The 17992-nt window shown below is 72.9% G+C and carries 4 protein-coding genes and 1 pseudogene; 3 read left to right on the plus strand and 2 right to left on the minus strand.

The window, feature by feature from the left end:
- Positions 1-109 precede the first annotated feature (109 nt).
- Positions 110-898: a 2-keto-4-pentenoate hydratase gene (locus tag ACWC5C_RS29520; protein ID WP_450880272.1), complete on the plus strand. Its 789-nt coding sequence runs from the start codon at positions 110-112 to the stop codon at positions 896-898.
- An 83-nt stretch (positions 899-981) separates the two neighbouring features.
- Here ACWC5C_RS29520 and ACWC5C_RS29525 read toward each other — a convergent pair whose 3' ends face one another.
- Together ACWC5C_RS29525 and ACWC5C_RS29530 are read right to left on the minus strand one after the other, a co-directional pair.
- Complete coding sequence (locus ACWC5C_RS29525) at positions 982-1587, minus strand: tellurite resistance TerB family protein (protein ID WP_450880274.1); 606 nt, start codon at positions 1585-1587, stop codon at positions 982-984.
- 134 nt (positions 1588-1721) lie between these two features.
- A complete protein-coding gene (locus ACWC5C_RS29530; RefSeq protein ID WP_450880276.1) occupies positions 1722-2693 on the minus strand; it encodes an endonuclease/exonuclease/phosphatase family protein in 972 nt (323 codons plus the stop codon).
- A gap of 259 nt (positions 2694-2952) precedes the next feature.
- On the opposite strand from ACWC5C_RS29530, the pseudogene ACWC5C_RS29535 reads away from it, so the two are divergent.
- Both ACWC5C_RS29535 and ACWC5C_RS29540 read left to right on the plus strand, forming a co-directional pair.
- Positions 2953-7842: pseudogene (locus tag ACWC5C_RS29535) on the plus strand (SDR family NAD(P)-dependent oxidoreductase); the annotation flags it as partial.
- 37 nt (positions 7843-7879) lie between these two features.
- The gene (locus ACWC5C_RS29540) at positions 7880-17989 is read left to right on the plus strand and encodes an SDR family NAD(P)-dependent oxidoreductase (protein ID WP_450880278.1); all 10110 of its coding nucleotides are present in this window, start codon (positions 7880-7882) and stop codon (positions 17987-17989) included.
- Positions 17990-17992: the final 3 nt, after the last annotated feature.

Below are 17992 nucleotides of genomic sequence, written 5' to 3' on the forward strand. Positions count from 1 at the left end.
GGGCGGACGAGGGCGCCGTGGCGCCCCCTCACCACCTACGCTGTCGCAGCGAACGGCACGCGCGGCTCGTCCACGACGCGGCGAGCCGCATGGCGACGAGGAGCGCGGGATGACCCTGACCGACGTACAGCGCGAGGACGCCGGACGGCTGCTGCGGGACGCCGAGCGGCACGTGGCGCCGATCGACCCGCTGGCGGAGCTGATGCCCGGCCTGGACGTGGCCGACGCGTACGCCGTCCAGCGGGACAACATCGCGCGGCGGCTGGCCGCCGGTGCCACGGTCGTCGGTCACAAGGTCGGTCTTACCGCGGTGGCGATGCAGCAGCTCCTCGGCGTGGACGAGCCGGACTTCGGCCATCTGCTGGACGATATGGTCCACCCCGATGGCGGTGCCGTGCGCGCGGCGCGCTACTGCGCCCCGCGCATCGAACCGGAGATCTGCTTCCGCCTCGCCGAGCCGCTGTGCGGACCGGGCGTCACCGTCGAGGACGTCCTCGCCGCCACCGAGGCGGTCGCTCCGGCCCTGGAGATCGTCGACAGCCGGATCCGCGATTGGAAGATCACCCTTGCCGACACGGTGGCCGACAACGCGAGCGCCGCCGGGCTGGTGTGCGGTGCGTGGACGCCGTTGGCCGAAGCGCCCGACCTGGCCGCCGTCTCGGTTGACCTGGTGGTCGACGGCGAGCGGGTCGCCTCGGGCAGTGGCCGCGAGGTGCTGGGCCACCCCGCCGCCGCGGTCGCCTGGCTGGCCAACACCCTCGCCGGTTTCGACACCGCGCTGGAGCCGGGGCACGTGGTGCTGCCCGGCACCATGACCACCGCCCCGTTCGTCAGCCCCGGCCAGCGGATCGAGGCACGCTTCGACGGCCTCGGCCCGGTGTCGGTGACCTTCACCTGAGGTCCCCCCGCCCACAGTCATAGGCGTAGTCGCCGGTGGCCGGGGACGGGAGGGGCAGCTGCTCGCAGATGCCCTCAGGCGCCTCAGATACCGAATTCCGTGGGCGAGATCCCCAGGGTGGCGCAGGCCTCGCGGATGGCCTGCTGCTCGGACGGCTCGATGTAACCGTCGGCCCCGGCGATGACGATGCCGGTCTGGACGACCGCGCGGGCCTCCGTCGGCTTCTTGGCCGCCTTGGCGATCTCCTGCATCACCTGGGTCTTGCCCAGCTGGAAGTTGGCCATGAGCTGGTCCAGGTTCTTGTTGAACCGCTGGCGGAGCTGGTCCGCCGGGAAGTTCTGCAGGACGTCGTTGGTGGTGATCAGCTCCTCGACGCGCTGCCGCTCCGCGGGCTCGACATGCCCGTCCGCCGCGGCCACCAGCGCGCACATCGCCATCGTGGCATCGCGGTAGGCGCCGCTCTTCAGCTCGGTCTTCACCGACGCGAGCTGGGACTTGAGGAGCCCGACCAGCTGGGCCTTGGAGCCGCCGGAGGACGAGCCTGAGGACGAGCCGGACCCGTGGCCGCCGTGCTGCCCCTGCCCGAAGGAGCCGTGCCCCTGCCCCTGCCCGTGCCCGGCCCCTCCCCGGGAGCCCTGGGACTGCTGGAGGTTCTTGGCCTGGTCCTTGAGCCGGTCCCACATTGCCATCGGTGCCACCTCGGCTTCTGTTGCTGCTTGTCCGGTTCTGCTCGTGTGTCGCGCTGCTTCGCGGTCTGCCTCAGGTGAACGCTCCTGACGGCGACCGGGTTCCCGAACAGCAAAGCAGACGTAAAGCCCGCGCGTCAGCCCCGGGTGATCCGCGCCGTGACCGGGAGGTGGTCGCTGCCGGTGGCGGGCAGGGTGCGGATGTGGCCCACGGTCGCCGAGCGGGCCATGACCTGATCGATCCGGGCCAGCGGGAAGGCGGCCGGAAAGCTGAACGCGAAGCCCCGCTCCGCCACGTTCAGCCGTGAGGTCAGAGGGGACAGCCCGCGGTCGTCGACCGTGCTGTTCAGATCACCCAGAAGAAGCACGCTCTTCACCCGCTCGGCGGCGACCGCTTTGCCCAGCAGACCGGCGCTCTCATCACGCCACGCGGACCCGAGCCCGCCCGCCCCGACCCGTACCGAGGGCAGATGCGCGACGTACGCCGCCATCCGGCCGTGCGGCGTGTGGACCACGGCCCGCAGCCCGCGACTCCAGTCCTCGGTGATGGCCCGGGGCTTGATGTCCAGCTGACGGGCGCCGCTCAGCCGATGCTTGGACCAGAGCCCGACCGTGCCGTGGACCGAGTGATACGGGTACTCCCGGGCGAGGGTCCTCTCGTAGACCGGCAGCGCCCGCGGAACCAGTTCCTCCAGCGCGATGAGATCGGGCCCGGCGTCGGCCAGGGCACGGGCCGTGCCCTCGGGATCGGTGTTCTCGTCGCTCACGTTGTGCTGCACCACGACCAGATCACGCACCGCGGGCTCCGCACCGGGCAGGAACAGAGGGCCGAAGACGTAGGCCCAGACCGCCGCCGGAAGCAGCAGCGCCACCAGCGCCGTGGCCGAGCGGCGCAGCAGCGCCAGGCCGAGCAGCACCACGACCGCCAGCCCGAGCCAGGGCAGGAACGACTCCAGCAGACTGCCCAGCCGTACCCCGGCGTTGGGCACGACCCCCGGAAACGCCAGCAGCACGGCCGTCAGCACCGCGAGCGCGGCGAGCACCCGCCCCCGCCGCCAGCCCCACCGGCGCCTCGCGTCTTCGCCGCCGCGCTCCGCCCGCTCCACCATGTCTTTCCTCTCTCCTCGGTCAGCGTGACGCCTCGTCTCCGTGGCCTCGCCCGCCTAGACGAGCGAGCAGGTGGATCAGGTTCTGTCGCCGCGGAGCCGCTTTGGCGGCGGTCACGTTAGGGGCGATCAGGGGTTGGGACCCCTTATCACCCTGCGTAGCGTTCCCGGCAAGCGCGCGTCGCAGTGTCGGGCGCCTTTTCGACCCGGGGTGGCTGTGGTGGGCAACCAGGAGAAGCTTCTCGACTACCTCAAGCGCGCGACCACGGACCTGCGCGCTGCCCGCAAACGCATCGCGGAGATGGAACACCGCGACCGGGAGCCGATCGCCATCGTCGCGATGGCGTGCCGCTATCCGGGCGGGGTGGATTCGCCCGAGGGGCTGTGGCGGCTGGTCGACGGTGGCGTGGACGCGATCTCGGAGTTTCCGGCCGACCGTGGCTGGGGCGTCGAGGACATCTACGACCCCGCGCCGGGCAAACCCGGCAAGACCGCCGCACGCGAGGGCGGATTCCTCCATGACGCGGGCGAGTTCGACGCCCAGCTCTTCGGCATCAGCCCGCGCGAGGCCACCGAAACCGACCCCCAGCAGCGATTACTGCTGGAAGTGTCGTGGGAGGTGCTGGAGCGGGCCGGGATCGACCCGCTGTCGCTGAAGGGCACTCCGACCGGGGTGTTCGCGGGGGTCATGTACCACGACTACGCGCGCGGCAGCAACGGCGGCAGCATCGTCTCGGGCCGGGTCGCCTACACCCTCGGCCTCGAAGGCCCCGCGGTGACCGTGGACACGGCGTGCTCGTCGTCGCTGGTCGCGATGCACATGGCGATGCAGTCGCTGCGGTCCGGGGAGTGCGGGCTCGCGCTCGCGGGCGGGGTGACGGTGATGTCCACGCCCGAGATGTTCATCTACTTCAGCGAACAGCGTGGCCTGGCGACGGACGGCCGCTGCAAGTCGTTCGGCGCGGGCGCCCATGGCGTCGGCTGCTCCGAAGGCGCCGGAGTCCTCCTGCTGGAACGTCTGTCGGACGCCCGGCGCCACGGCCACCCGGTGCTCGCGGTGATCCGGGGCAGCGCCCTGAACCAGGACGGTGCCAGCAACGGCATGTCGGCCCCGAACGGGCCCTCCCAGCGGCGCGTCATCCGCCGGGCGTTGGCGAACGCGGGCTTGTCGGCGGCCGATGTGGACGCGGTGGAGGCGCATGGCACGGGGACGACGCTGGGCGATCCGATCGAGGCGCAGGCGCTGCTGGCCACGTACGGACAGGACCGCGCGGAGCCGCTGTGGCTGGGGTCGATCAAGTCCAACATGGGCCACACCCAGGCCGCTTCGGGCGTGGCCGGGATCATCAAAGTGGTGCAGTCGCTGCGGCACGGGGTGTTGCCGAAGACGCTGCATGTGGACGAGCCGACGCCGCAGGTGGACTGGGCGGGCGGCAACGTCCGGCTGCTGACCGAGGCGCGGGCGTGGCCGCGCGGCGAGCGCCCGCGCCGCGCGGGTGTCTCCTCGTTCGGCATGAGCGGGACGAACGCCCATGTGATCGTCGAAGAGGCGCCACCGGCTGAGGACGAGCCCGAGGAACGCCGCGCGCTGCCAGTGGCGCCCATCGTCGTATCGGCAGCAACCGCCGAGGCGCTTCAGGCGCAGGTGGAGCGGATGCGTGCGTTCGCCGGGGACCACGATGCGCTGGATGTGGCGTTTTCGGCGGCGACGGGGCGTGCCGCGCTGGAGCACCGTGCGGTGCTGGTCGGGGCGTCGGAGTCGATCAGCGATGTGGCGGCGGCGGGTGGGAGCGGTGGCGGCAAGGTGGCGTTCCTGTTCACCGGGCAGGGGAGTCAACGCCTGGGGATGGGGCGGGAGTTGTATGAGGCGTTTCCGGTGTTCGCGGCGGCGTTCGACGCGGTGTGTGAGGTGTCGGGGCTGCCGTTGCGGGAGGTGATGTGGGGTGAGGATGCGGCGGTGTTGGAGCGTACGGAGTTCACTCAGCCCGCGATCTTCGCTCTGGAGGTGGCGCTGTATCGGCTGGTGGAGTCCTGGGGGCTGCGGCCGGACTTCCTGGCCGGTCACTCCATCGGTGAGCTGGCGGCGGCGCATGTGGCGGGTGTGCTGGGTCTGGAGGACGCGGCGCGGTTGGTGGTGGCGCGTGGGCGGTTGATGCAGGCGCTGCCGTCGGGCGGGGCGATGGTGGCGATCCAGGCCACGGAGGGGGAAGTGGCGCCGCTGCTGGAGGGTGAGGTGGGGATCGCGGCGGTCAATGGCCCGTCGTCGGTGGTGATTTCGGGCGCTGAGGACGCGGTGGCGGCGGTGGCCGAGCATTTCAAGGACCGTAAGACGCGCCGTCTGTCGGTCTCGCATGCGTTTCATTCACCCTTGATGGATCCGATGGTGGAGGAGTTCCGCAAGGTCGCGGAGAGTGTGGCGTATCGCGAGCCGGTGGTCCGTTTCGTCAAGGATGTGGCGTCGGCGGAGTACTGGGTGCGGCATGTGCGGGAGGCGGTGCGGTTCGCCGATGACGTAAGGGTGCTGCGCGACGAAGGGGTCACGCGGTTCCTGGAGGTCGGGCCGGACGGTGTGCTGACGGCGATGGCGCAGCAGACCGTCGAGGGCACGATGGCGGCCACGCTGCGGCGGGATCGTCCCGAGGTGGAGAGCGTGTTCGCCGGGGTCGGGCAGCTGTATGCGGCAGGCGTGGCGGTGGACTGGGGTGCGGTGTTCGCGGGGCGCGGTGCCCGGCGCGTCGAGGTGCCCACGTATCCGTTCCAGCGCAAGCGGTACTGGCTGGTCGAGCGGCCGAACGCCCTTGCCGGGGCCGACACCGTAGACCACCCGCTGCTGACCTCGATGGTGGAGCTTCCCGAGGACGGCGGGGCCGTGTTCACGGGGTGGCTGTCCCTCGACTCCCACCCCTGGCTCGCCGACCACGACGCCTTCGGCGCGGTGGTGGTGCCCGGGCAGGTGTTCCTGGAACTGGCCCTGTTCGCCGCCGAGCGGACGGGCCGTGGCCGGGTCGAGGAGCTTGATCTCCACGCACCCCTGGTCTTGACCGACACCGAGGACGTCATGACGCTGCGCGTGCTGGTCGGCGAGGCGGGATCCGTCAGTGTGCACGCGCGGCGTGACGGCCGGACCGCCTGGGTGAAGCACGCCACGGGTGTCCTGACCTCCGGGCCCGACGGCCCCTCCTGGACCCGCGACGAGACCACGTACGCCGCCATGCTCGACGCCGCCGCAGAGGCCGCCGGGGTGCACACCGACCCCGAACCCACCCTCGCCCACGCGTGGCGCGGAGCCTCGGTGCGCGTCGATGAGGAAGGGCATCCGGTCCTGTCGGTGGAGTCGGCCGGGACACGTGCCCTCTCCACGGAGGAGGTGCGGGCCCACACCGGAGGACGGGAATCGCTCTTCCACGTGGAGTGGATCGCGCCCCCGACGCCACCCGCAGACCTTGAAACCGGCGCTCACGTGGCCCACGCGTGCCCGCCCACAGCGGACACCACGCCGGAGGGCTTCCGCGCGCTGACCCATCAGGTGCTGTCCGTCGTCCAGAAGTGGCTGACCGATGATGCGCAGGCGGCGTCCGCGCGGCTCGTGGTCGTCACCCGTGGCGCCACCGATGGCACCGACTTGGGGCATGCGGCGGTGTGGGGGCTGGTGCGCGCGGCGGAAGGGGAGCACCCGGGCCGGTTCGTTCTGGTCGATGTGGACGACGATGCCGCCGAACTGCCCGAGGAGGCATTGCGCCTCGATGAGCCCGAGATGGCCGTTCGCGGTGGCGAGATCCTGGTGCCCAGGCTGGCTCGTGTCCCCGCGCTGGACGGCGCCCCCTCGTGGGACCCGGACGGCACGGTCCTGATCACCGGTGGCACGAGCGGTCTCGGCGCCCTCACCGCCCGCCACCTGGCCCGTGAGCACGGCGTACGGAGCCTGCTGCTGACCAGCCGCCGGGGCATGGACACGCCGGGCGCGACCGAACTCGTCCAAGAACTCGCCGAGTTGGGTGCGGCGGTGGAAGTGTCCGCCTGTGATGTCGCCGACCGGGACGCCGTGGCCACGTTGCTGTCCGGGCGCTCCCTGACGGGCGTCGTGCACTCGGCCGGTGTCGTGGACGACGTACTGATCGGGGCGCTGACGCCCGAGCGGCTGGACGCGGTCATGCGGCCGAAGGTGGACGCAGCCTGGCATCTGCACGAACTCACCCGCGACCACGACCTCTCGGCCTTCGTCATCTTCTCGTCCGTCGCGGGCACGCTCGGTGGCGCCGGGCAGGGCAACTACAGCGCCGCGAACGCCTGGCTGGACGCGCTCGCCCGGTATCGCACCGCTCAGGGGCTGCCCGCGCTGTCCCTGGGCTGGGGGCCGTGGACCCAGGTCGGTGGCATGGCCGACCGGATGGACGAGGCCGAGTTGCAGCGGCTCCGGCGCACGGGAATGCCACCGCTGCTCCCCGGCGAGGGGCTGGCGCTGCTGGACGCGGCGACCGTGCCCGGGCGGCCACCCGTGACACTTCCGGTCCGGTTCGACCTGGCGGTGATGCGCTCCCAGGCCGGGACGGGGGCGCTTCCCGCCCTGTTCAGCGGGCTCGTACGCGCCCCGGCCCGCCGCGCGTCGTCCGGCCGGGAGGCGCTGGAGCGGCGGCTGAACGGACTGACCGGAGCGGACCGCGAACAACTCCTGCTGGAGCTGGTACGCGGCCACGTCGCGCGCGTCCTGGGACACGACGGCGTCGATGACGTACCGCCGGACCGCGCGGTGAACGAGCTGGGCCTCACCTCGCTGGGCGCCGTGGAACTCCGTAACGCGCTCAACGCCGAGACCGGCCTCGCGCTGCCGCCGACCCTGGTCTTCGACCACCCGACCCCCCTCGCCGTCGCCGGTCTCCTGCACGACGGACTGCGCCCGGCCGAGGCCGACCGCGCCGCGCCGCTGCTGGCCGAACTGGGCCGACTGGAGGCCGCCCTGACCGCGCTCGCCTCGGACGACGACGCGGCCCACGCCAAGGTCACGGCCCGGCTGGAGGCGGCGTCGCGGCGGGCGCGGGACGCTCGGAGCGGCGTGGTGGCGGATGCCGGGCCGGACGGCGCCTCGGCACCTGCCTCCGACGCTTCCGACGACGAGCTGTTCGAGGCGCTGAACAAGGAACTGGGACTGTCCTGACGGACACCGCGTCTGCTTGTGGACTTTCACGGATGGGTTGATGACGATGTCGAAGGGCTCCAACGAAGACCGGCTGCGGGAGTATCTGCGGCTCGCCACCGGTGAGTTGCAGCAGACCCGGCGCCGTCTGCACGAGGTGGAGGACCGGGAGCGGGAGCCGGTCGCGATCGTGGGAATGGCCTGCCGTTTCCCCGGTGGCGCGGCCACACCGGAGGGGCTGTGGGAGCTGGTCGCCGACGGCCGGGACGCGGTGGGCGCGTTTCCCACCGACCGGGGCTGGAACCTGGACGGGCTGTACGACCCGGACGGGTCGGGCGAGAACACCAGCTATGTCGACCAGGGCAGTTTCCTCGACGGCGCGGGCGACTTCGACCCGGAGTTCTTCGGGATCAGCCCACTGGAAGCGCTGGCGATGGACCCGCAGCAGCGGTTGCTGCTGGAGACATCTTGGGAGGCGGTGGAGCGGGCCGGGATCGATCCGCTGTCGCTGAAGGCCAGCGCGACCGGGGTGTTCGCCGGGCTGGTGTACCACGACTATCCGGCCAGCAGTGTGACGGGCGCGCTGGTGTCCGGCCGGGTGGCCTACACCCTCGGTCTTGAGGGCCCGGCCGTGACGGTCGACACCGCGTGTTCGTCGTCGCTGGTCGCGCTCGACATGGCGGTCAGGGCGCTGCGCGGCGGGGAGTGCTCACTGGCGCTGGCCGGTGGGGTGACGGTCATGTCGACACCGGTCACCTTCGTGGAGTTCAGCCGCCAGCGTGGCCTGTCGGTGGACGGCCGGTGCAAGGCGTTCGCGGCGGCGGCCGACGGCACGGGGTGGGGCGAGGGCGTCGGCGTGCTGGTGCTGGAGCGGCTGTCGGAGGCGCGCCGCAACGGTCACCGGGTGCTGGCGGTCGTACGGGGCAGCGCCGTCAACCAGGACGGCGCCAGCAACGGCCTGACCGCGCCCAACGGCCCGTCCCAACGCCGGGTCATCCAGCAGGCGCTGACGAACGCGGGCCTGTCGGCGGCCGATGTGGACGCGGTGGAGGCACACGGCACCGGGACGACGCTGGGCGATCCGATCGAGGCGCAGGCGCTGCTCGCCACGTACGGACAGGACCGCCCGGAGGACCGGCCGCTGTGGCTGGGTTCCGTCAAGTCGAACGTCGGACACACGCAGGCGGCCGCGGGCGTCGCGGGTGTGATCAAGATGGTGCAGGCGATGCGCCACCAAACGCTGCCGAAGACACTGCACGTGGACGAGCCGACAGCGCAGGTGGACTGGTCGGCGGGGAACGTCCGGCTGCTGACCGAGGCGCGCGTATGGCCGCAGGGCGACGGCCCGCGCCGCGCCGCCGTGTCGTCGTTCGGCGCCAGCGGGACGAACGCCCACGTGGTTCTCGAAGAGGCCCCGCCTATCGAAGACCTGCGGGAGCCGCAGGAGCACCCGGTGGCGGTGCCCTGGGTGATCTCGGGCAAGTCCGAGGCCGCCGTGCGCGCGTACGCCGGGCGGCTGCGGGACGCGTCCGGCGACCTGCGCCCGGCGGACGTGGGCTGGTCGCTGGCGACATGGCGCGCCCCCTTCACGTACCGGGCCGCCGTGGTGGGTGCCCGCGCGGAGGAGATCGCGCAGGGCCTCGACGCCGTGGCGCGGGGGCAGGCCCCGGTGGTGGCGGCCCGCTCCGCCACCGGCCCGGTGATGGTGTTCCCGGGGCAGGGAGCGCAGTGGGTGGGGATGGCCACCGAACTGATCGCGGCGTCCGAGGTGTTCGCGGAGCACATGGCCGCGTGTGAAGAGGCCCTGGCACCCTTCGTGGGCTGGTCGCTCCGCGACGCGCTGGGCGACGAGGCCATGCTGCGACGGGTCGATGTGGTCCAGCCCGTGCTGTGGGCGGTGATGGTGTCGCTCGCGGGGCTGTGGCGGCACTACGGCGTGGAGCCCGTCGCCGTGGTGGGCCACTCCCAGGGGGAGATCGCCGCCGCCACCGTGGCCGGAGCGCTGTCGTTGGGGGACGGGGCCCGAGTGGTGGCGTTGCGCAGCAGGGCGCTGCCCGCGCTGTCCGGCCAGGGCGGCATGGTGTCCGTCGCGCTGCCCCGGGAGGAGGTGGAACGGCGCCTCGCGCGCTGGGGCGACCGTACGTCCGTCGCGGCGGTGAACGGCGGCGCCTCCACCGTGGTCTCGGGCGAAGTGGACGCCCTGGACGAACTGCTCGCCGCGTGTGAGGCGGACGAGGTGCGGGCGCGGCGGATCCCGGTGGACTACGCCTCGCACTCGGCGCAGGTGGAGCGGATCGAGCAGGAACTGCTGGAGGTGCTGGCGCCGGTCCGGCCCCGCGCCGCGCACATCCCCTTCTACTCCACCGTGACCGGCGACCTCATGGACACCACGGGGCTGGACGCGGGCTACTGGTACCGGAACCTGCGGCAGACCGTGGAGTTCGACCGGGTGATCGGCCTGCTCACCGAGCGGGGTATGGACGTGTTCATCGAGGCCAGCCCGCACCCGGTGCTGGCACCCAGCATGGAACACACCGCGATCGGCACCCTGCGCCGCGACGACGGTGGCCTGGACCGCTTCCTGACCGTCCTGGCCCAGGCCCACACCCATGGCGTGGCCGTCGACTGGGAGAAGGTGTTCGCCGGGTCCGGCGCCCGGCAGGTGGAGTTGCCGACGTACCCCTTCCAGCACCGCCGCTACTGGCTCACCGACCAGGTGGCGGGCGCCGACGCGGCCTCGATGGGACTGGGGGCGCTCGGCCACCCGCTGCTGGGCGCGATGGTCACGCTCGCGGACTCGGACGAGGTGGTGCTCACCGGGCGGCTGTCTACCGGGGCCCAGCCCTGGCTGGCCGACCACGTCATCGACGGATCGGTCCTCTTCCCCGGCACCGGGTTCGTGGAGCTGGCGGTGCGCGCGGGCGACGAGGTCGGCTGCGGCCGGATCGAGGAACTGACCCTCCACGAACCGCTGGTCCTCACCGAGCGCGGCGGAGTGGCCGTACAGGTCGTCGTCGGCACACCGGACGAGGCGGGCCGCCGCGCGGTCACGGTGTACTCCCGTGGCCAGGACGCCATCGACCTGCCCTGGAACCGCCATGCCACCGGTCTGCTGACCACGGCCACCCCGGCCGGTGGCAGCGGCCTGACCGCCTGGCCGCCACCCGGGGCCGAGCCGCTGGACCTCGATGTCGCCGCCCTGTACGGGGAGTTGGTCGACATGGGCCTGGCGTACGGGCCGACCTTCCAGGGACTACGGGCGGCCTGGCGGGCCGGGGGCAAGGTGTTCGCCGAGATCGCCCTGCCGGACGACGCCGAGCCGGATGGCTTCGGACTGCACCCGGCCCTGCTCGACGCGGGACTGCACGCGATCGGCCTCTCCCCGGCGGGCACTGGCGACGCGGCCCTGCTGCCGTTCACCTGGTCGGGCGTGGAACTGCACGCCTCCGGCGCGGGCGCGCTGCGGGTACGCGTCACCCCGCGCCAGCACGGCGTCGTGGCCCTGACGATCGCCGACGCGACCGGCGAACCCGTCGCCACCATCGAGTCCCTGATGCTCCGCCCGCTCACCGCCGTACGGGCCCGACCGCGCACCGAATCGCTCTACCACGTCGCCCTGGCACCGCTTCCCAGCAGCGGGGACACCGCCACCGACACCGACACGGAGGTGCTGCGCGTCGCCGCCGGAGCCGATGTGCGTACGGCGGTCAACGAGGCGCTGGAGGCGCTGCAATCCGCCACTTCCCGTCTGGTGGTGGTCACGCGGGGCGCGGTGCCGGTGACCGGCGAGGACGCCCCCGATCTGGCCGGGGCGGCGGTCTGGGGCCTGGTCCGCAGCGCGCAGACCGAGGACCCCGGCCGGTTCGTCCTGGTCGACCTGGATGGCGTGGCTGACGGGGCGGATGACGCCGTCATCGCGTCGGCGTGCGCGACCGGAGAGCCCCGGATCGTGGCGCGCGGCAACACCCTCTACGCGCCCCGGCTCGCCCGGCTGACGGACGTGGCAGACACGGACGACCAGCCACCGGTGTTCGGCGACGCGGTGCTCATCACCGGCGGGGTGGGGGTGCTGGGCGCACTGGTGGCCCGGCATCTCGTCACCGAGTACGGCGTACGGCGGCTGCTGCTGACCGGCCGCCGGGGCGCGGACACGCCCGGCGCCGCCGAGCTGGTGGCGGAGCTGACCGGACTCGGGGCCGACGTGGAGATCGCCGCGTGTGATGTCGCCGACCGGGCGGCCGTGGCCGCGCTGCTGGCGGGCCGCAAGCTGTCGGGCGTGGTGCACGCGGCGGGCGTGCTGGACGACGGCGTGATCACCTCGCTGACGCCCGAGCGGGTGGACCGGGTGCTGCGTCCGAAGGTGGACGCGGCACTGCATCTGCACGAGCTGACGCGCGAGATGGACCTGAGCGCGTTCGTGCTGTTCTCCTCCGCCGCCGGGGTGATCGGTTCACCGGGGCAGGGCAACTACGCGGCGGCCAACGCGTTCCTGGACGCCCTGGCCGCACACCGCCGCGCCCAGGGCCTGCCCGCCCAGTCCCTGGCGTGGGGCGTGTGGCAGACCAGCTCCGGAATGGCCGGAAGCCTGGGCGACACCGACCGGTCCCGTATGGCGCGCGGTGGCATTCTCCCGCTGTCCCACCGCGAGGGCCTGGCACTTTTCGACGCGGCGGTACGGGCAGACGCCGTACGGGCGGACGCACCCGCCGCGCTCGTCCCCGTGAAACTGGACCTCGCGGCGGTCCGCGCCAGCGGCTCGGTGCCGGAGCTGCTGCGCGGTCTTGTGCCCGTCGTCACCCGGGGCACCGCCCGGACCCGGGCCGACGCGGACGGGCTCCGCCAGCGGCTGGTGGGCCTGACCGAGGACCAGCGGCTGGACACGCTGCTGACCCTGGTCCGCGCCCAGGCCGCCATGACGCTCGGCTACGCCGGACCGGAGGACGTCGACCCGGAGCGCGCGTTCCGTGATCTGGGCGTCGACTCGCTGGCCGCGATGGAACTGCGCAACGCGCTGGGCCAGACCACGGGCCTCCGGCTGCCGGTCACGTTGGTGTTCGACTACCCGACCCCCGCCGTGCTCGCGCGCCATCTGCTGGACGAGGTGTCGGGGACCGTGCACGAGGGCCACGCCACTCCGGTCACGACCCCGGGCGACGGCGGCGATCCGATCGCCATCATCGGCATGGCCTGCCGCTATCCCGGCGGGGTGGCCTCGCCGGAGGACCTGTGGCGGCTGGTGGACGACGGTACGGACGCCATCTCGGCCTTCCCCGACAACCGGGGCTGGAACCTGGAGCGGATCTACGACCCCACGGCCACCCGGCCCCGGACCACCTACGTCGACCAGGGCGGATTCCTGTACGACGCGGCCGAGTTCGACCCCGCCTTCTTCGGGATCGCGCCGAACGAGGCCATGGTCATGGATCCGCAGCAGCGGTTGCTGCTGGAGACGTCCTGGGAGGTGCTGGAGCGCGCCGGGATCGATCCGACGACGCTCAAGGGCAGCCCGACCGGCGTGTTCGCCGGGATGATGTACCACGACTACAGCCAGAACAGCAGCACGGGCGCCATCGTCTCCGGCCGCGTCGCCTACACCCTCGGCCTGGAGGGCCCGGCCGTCACCGTCGACACCGCGTGTTCGTCCTCCCTGGTCGCGCTGCACCTGGCCGCCCAGGCGCTGCGGTCGGGTGAATGCACCCTCGCCCTCGCGGGTGGTGTCACCGTGATGGCCACGCCGGACAACTTCATCGAGTTCAGCGAGCAGCGCGGCCTGTCCCGGGACGGCCGGTGCCGGTCCTTCGCCGCCGCCGCCGAAGGCTCCGGCTGGGGTGAGGGCGTGGGGATGCTGCTGGTCGAGCGGCTGTCGGACGCCCGCCGCAACGGCCATCCGGTGCTGGCGGTCGTACGGGGCACCGCGACCAACCAGGACGGCGCCAGCAACGGCCTCACCGCCCCCAACGGCCCCTCCCAGCAGCGGGTGATCCGCCAGGCGCTGGCCAACGCGGGCCTGTCGGCGGCCGAAGTGGACGCCGTCGAGGCACATGGCACGGCCACCACGCTGGGCGATCCGATCGAGGCGCAGGCGCTGCTGGCCACGTACGGCCAGGGCCGCGCGGAACCGCTGTGGCTGGGGTCGATCAAGTCGAACATCGGCCACACCCAGGCGGCGGCCGGAGTGGCGGGCGTCATCAAGATGGTGCAGGCGATGCGGCACGGCACCCTGCCGAGGACCCTGCACGTGGACGAGCCGACGCCGCAGGTGGACTGGGCGGCGGGCGAGGTCAGGCTGCTGACCGAGGCGCGGGAGTGGCCGCGTGGCGAGCGTCCGCGCCGCGCGGGCGTGTCTTCCTTCGGCATCAGCGGCACCAACGCCCACGCCATCATCGAAGAAGCCCCGCTGAACGAAGAAGTGCGTGCGGAGCGACGGGAGTTGCCGGTCGTCCCGCTGGTGGTGTCGGCCCGGACCCGGGCGGCGCTGGACGCCCAGCTCGACCGGATGGCCGCCGCGGGGCAGGACGCGCTGGACGTGGCGTACTCGGCCGCGACGGGCCGGGCCGCGCTGGAGCACCGCGCGGTGCGGATCGGAGCTTCCGAGACCGTCATCGGCTCGGTCACCGAAGGCAGGCTGGCGTTCCTGTTCACCGGGCAGGGCAGCCAGCGTGCGGGGATGGGCCGGGAGCTGTACGACACGTTCCCGGTGTTCGCGGCCGCGTTCGACGAGCTGTGCGACGCGCTCGACATGCCGTGGCGCGAGGTGATGTGGGGCGACGAAGTGGCCCTGCGCCGTACGGAGTTCACCCAGCCCGCCGTCTTCGCGCTCGAAGTGGCGCTGTTCCGGCTGCTGGAGTCCTGGGGGATGAAACCCGATGTGCTGGCCGGTCACTCCATCGGAGAGGTGGCGGCGGCCCATGTGGCCGGGGTGTTCGATCTCGCGGACGCGGCCCAGCTCATCACGGCGCGTGGGCGGCTGATGCAGGCGCTGCCGCCCGGTGGCGCCATGGTGGCCGTCGAGGCCACCGAGGAGGAGATCACCCCGCTCCTCGGGGAGCGGGTGGCGCTCGCGGCGGTCAACGGCCCGGCCTCCGTGGTCGTCTCCGGCGCCGAGGACGCTGTGACCGCTCTCGCGGAGCGGTTCGGTGACCGCAGGTCGACCCGGCTGAAGGTGTCGCACGCGTTTCACTCGCCGCTGATGGACCCGATGCTGGAGGACTTCCGGGAGGTCGCCGAGAGCGTCACCTACCGTGAGCCGGTCATCCGGCTGACGAAGGACATGGCGTCGGCGGAGTACTGGGTGCGCCATGTGCGGGACACCGTGCGGTTCGCCGACGATGTGCGCGTCCTGCGGGACGCAGGGGTGACCCGGTTCCTGGAGGTCGGGCCGGATGCCGTGCTGACGGCGATGGTGCGGCAGAGCGCCGAGGGCACGACGGCGGCGGTGCTCCGCCGCGGCCGCCCCGAGACGGAAAGCCTGTTCACCGCGGTCGGGCGGCTGTTCACCGCCGGAGTCCGGATCGACTGGGCGGCCGTCCTCGGCGGGCGCGGGGCGCGCCGCGTCGACCTGCCGACCTATCCCTTCCAACGGCAGTCGTACTGGCTGGAGTCGGGGCGCGGCCCGGAGGCCTCCGACCACCCGCTGCTGGACGCGGCGGTCGCGCTGGCGGGCACGGACCAGACCGTGCTGACCGGGCGGCTGTCGGCCGGGACCCAGCCCTGGCTCGCCGAACACGTCGTCGGCGGCGGGCTGCTCTTCCCCGGCACGGGCTTTGTCGAGCTGGCGGTCCGCGCGGGCGATGAGGTGGGCTGCGGCCGGATCGAGGAACTGACGATCGAGGCGCCACTGGTTCTCGCGGAACGCGGCGCCGTGGCCCTCCAAGTGCTGGTCGGGGCGGACGACGGCTCGGGGCGTCGACCGGTCGAGGTGTACTCACGCGGCGAGGACGAGATCCACCAGCCCTGGGCCCGCCACGCCGCCGGGACCCTGACCCCGGCCACCGGCGAGGGTGCGAAGACGGGGGAGCAGTGGCCGCCGCCCGGGGCGGCTCCCGTGGACGTGGCGGGCCTGTACGAGGCGCTGGCGGACGCGGGAGTGGCGTACGGGCCGGTCTTCCAGGGGCTGAAGGCCGCCTGGCGGCGTGGCGACGAGGTGTTCGCCGAGGTCGTACTGCCCGGCGCGGCGGACCGGTTCGGGCTGCACCCGGCGCTGCTGGACGCGGCCCTGCACACGATCCCGCTGGTGTCGGCCGACGACCGCGTCGTCCTTCCCTTCTCCTGGACGGGCGTGGAACTGCACGCCTCCGGCGCCGATGTGCTCCGCGTACGGGTGACGTCAGCGGGCCAGGACCAGATCACCCTGGACGCCGTGGACGGCACGGGACGACCGGTCATCTCCGTGGACTCCCTGACCCTGCGCCCGATGGCGGCACCGTCGCTCGCCCGCGTCGACTCGCTGTTCCAGGTGGAATGGACACCCGTGGTGGCGGGCGTGGAGGGCCGTAGCGACATCACGGTGTGGCGGCCCGAGGGCGACGATGTGCGGTCCACGCTGCGGTCCGCACTGACCGCGCTCCAATCCTCAGGGGCCGCCACCCTGGCGGTCGTCACCCGGGGCGCGGTGTCCGTGGCCGGTGAGGACATCACCGACCTGGCCGGTGCGGCGGTGTGGGGTCTGGTGCGCAGCGCCCAGTCGGAGGACCCGGGGCGGTTCGTCCTGGTCGACGTGGGCGGAGATGTGGGCGCGGCCGACACGGATATCGCGCTGGCGCTGGCGGCGGGGGAGCCGCAGGTGGCGGTCCGGGACGGCAAGGTCTGCACACCACGGCTGCGCGCCGCCTCGGTGACGGAGTCCGAACCGTCGTCCGTCTTCGGCGACACCGTGCTGATCACGGGCGCGTCGGGGGCGCTGGGCGGGCTGGTGGCGCGCCATCTGGTCACCGGACACGGGGTCCGGCGGCTGCTGCTGACCAGCCGCCGTGGACCGGACGCACCGGGCGCGGCGGAGCTGGTGGCGGAGCTGACAGGGCTGGGCGCCGAGGTGGAAGTGGCGGCGTGCGACGTCGCCGACCGTGAGGCGCTGGCCGTGCTGCTGGCCGGGCGTACGCTCACCGGCGTCGTCCACGCGGCGGGGGTGCTGGACGACGGGGTGATCGCGTCGCTGACGCCGGAGCGGGTGGACCGGGTGCTGCGTCCGAAGGTGGACGCGGCGCTGCATCTGCACGAGCTGACGCGCGAGATGGACCTGAGCGCGTTCGTGCTGTTCTCCTCGGCGGCGGGTGCGGTCGGCGCGCCGGGCCAGGGCAACTACGCGGCGGCCAACGCGTTCCTGGACGCCCTGGCCATACACCGCCGCGCCCAGGGCCTGCCCGCCCAGTCCCTGGCCTGGGGATTGTGGGCAACGGACGCCGGGATGGCCGGGGAGCTGGCGGAGCACGACCGGCAGCGGATCGGCCGTACGGGCCTGCTGGGGCTGTCGCCCGCCGAAGGGCTCAAGCTCTTCGACACGGCCTGCGCACTCGCCGCCCCCGCCCTGGTCCCCGTGAGTCTGGACACCAAGGCGCTGACCGCGACCGAGGTACCCCCGATGCTGCGCGGCCTGGTACGCGGCTCCGCGCGGCGGGCCGTGTCGGCGCGGCACGACGAGGGAAGGTCGGCCGAACTGCGCCAGCGGCTGGCCGCACTGCCCGCCGACGAGCGGTACGACGCACTGCTCACCCTCGTCCGCACCCATGCGGCCGCCGTGCTGGGACACGCGGGCCCGGAGGCCATCGAACCCGAGCGGGCCTTCGGTGACCTCGGATTCGACTCGCTGGGGGCGGTGGAATTCCGCAACGCCGTCAACGCCGCCACCGGGCTGCGGCTGCCACCCACCCTGATCTTCGACTATCCCAACGCCCGGGTGCTGGCCGAACACCTCACCACGGAAGTGGCGCCCGACGACGCCGACGGTGGTACGGACGAGGACACCATCCGCCGTCTGCTCGCCTCGATCCCGCTCACCCGGCTGCACGACGCGGGCCTGATGGACACCCTGCTCGAACTCGCCGGTGCCGCCCCCGCCACGGCCACTCCGGTGGCGGAGCAGACGGACGCGATCGACGCGATGGACACCGAAACCCTCATCAGCATGGCGCTGCAGGACACCGCCCTGGACGACGCGACGCGAGAAGCCTGAGGA

It is taken from the genome of Streptomyces sp. NPDC001700 (genome assembly GCF_053596435.1).

Coding starts and splice junctions, on each gene's coding strand:
- ACWC5C_RS29525 (WP_450880274.1), bottom strand. CDS start 1,587: ATGGCAATGTGGGACCGGCTCAAGGACCAGGCCAAGAACCTCCAGCAG.
- ACWC5C_RS29530 (WP_450880276.1), bottom strand. CDS start 2,693: ATGGTGGAGCGGGCGGAGCGCGGCGGCGAAGACGCGAGGCGCCGGTGG.
- ACWC5C_RS29520 (WP_450880272.1), top strand. CDS start 110: ATGACCCTGACCGACGTACAGCGCGAGGACGCCGGACGGCTGCTGCGG.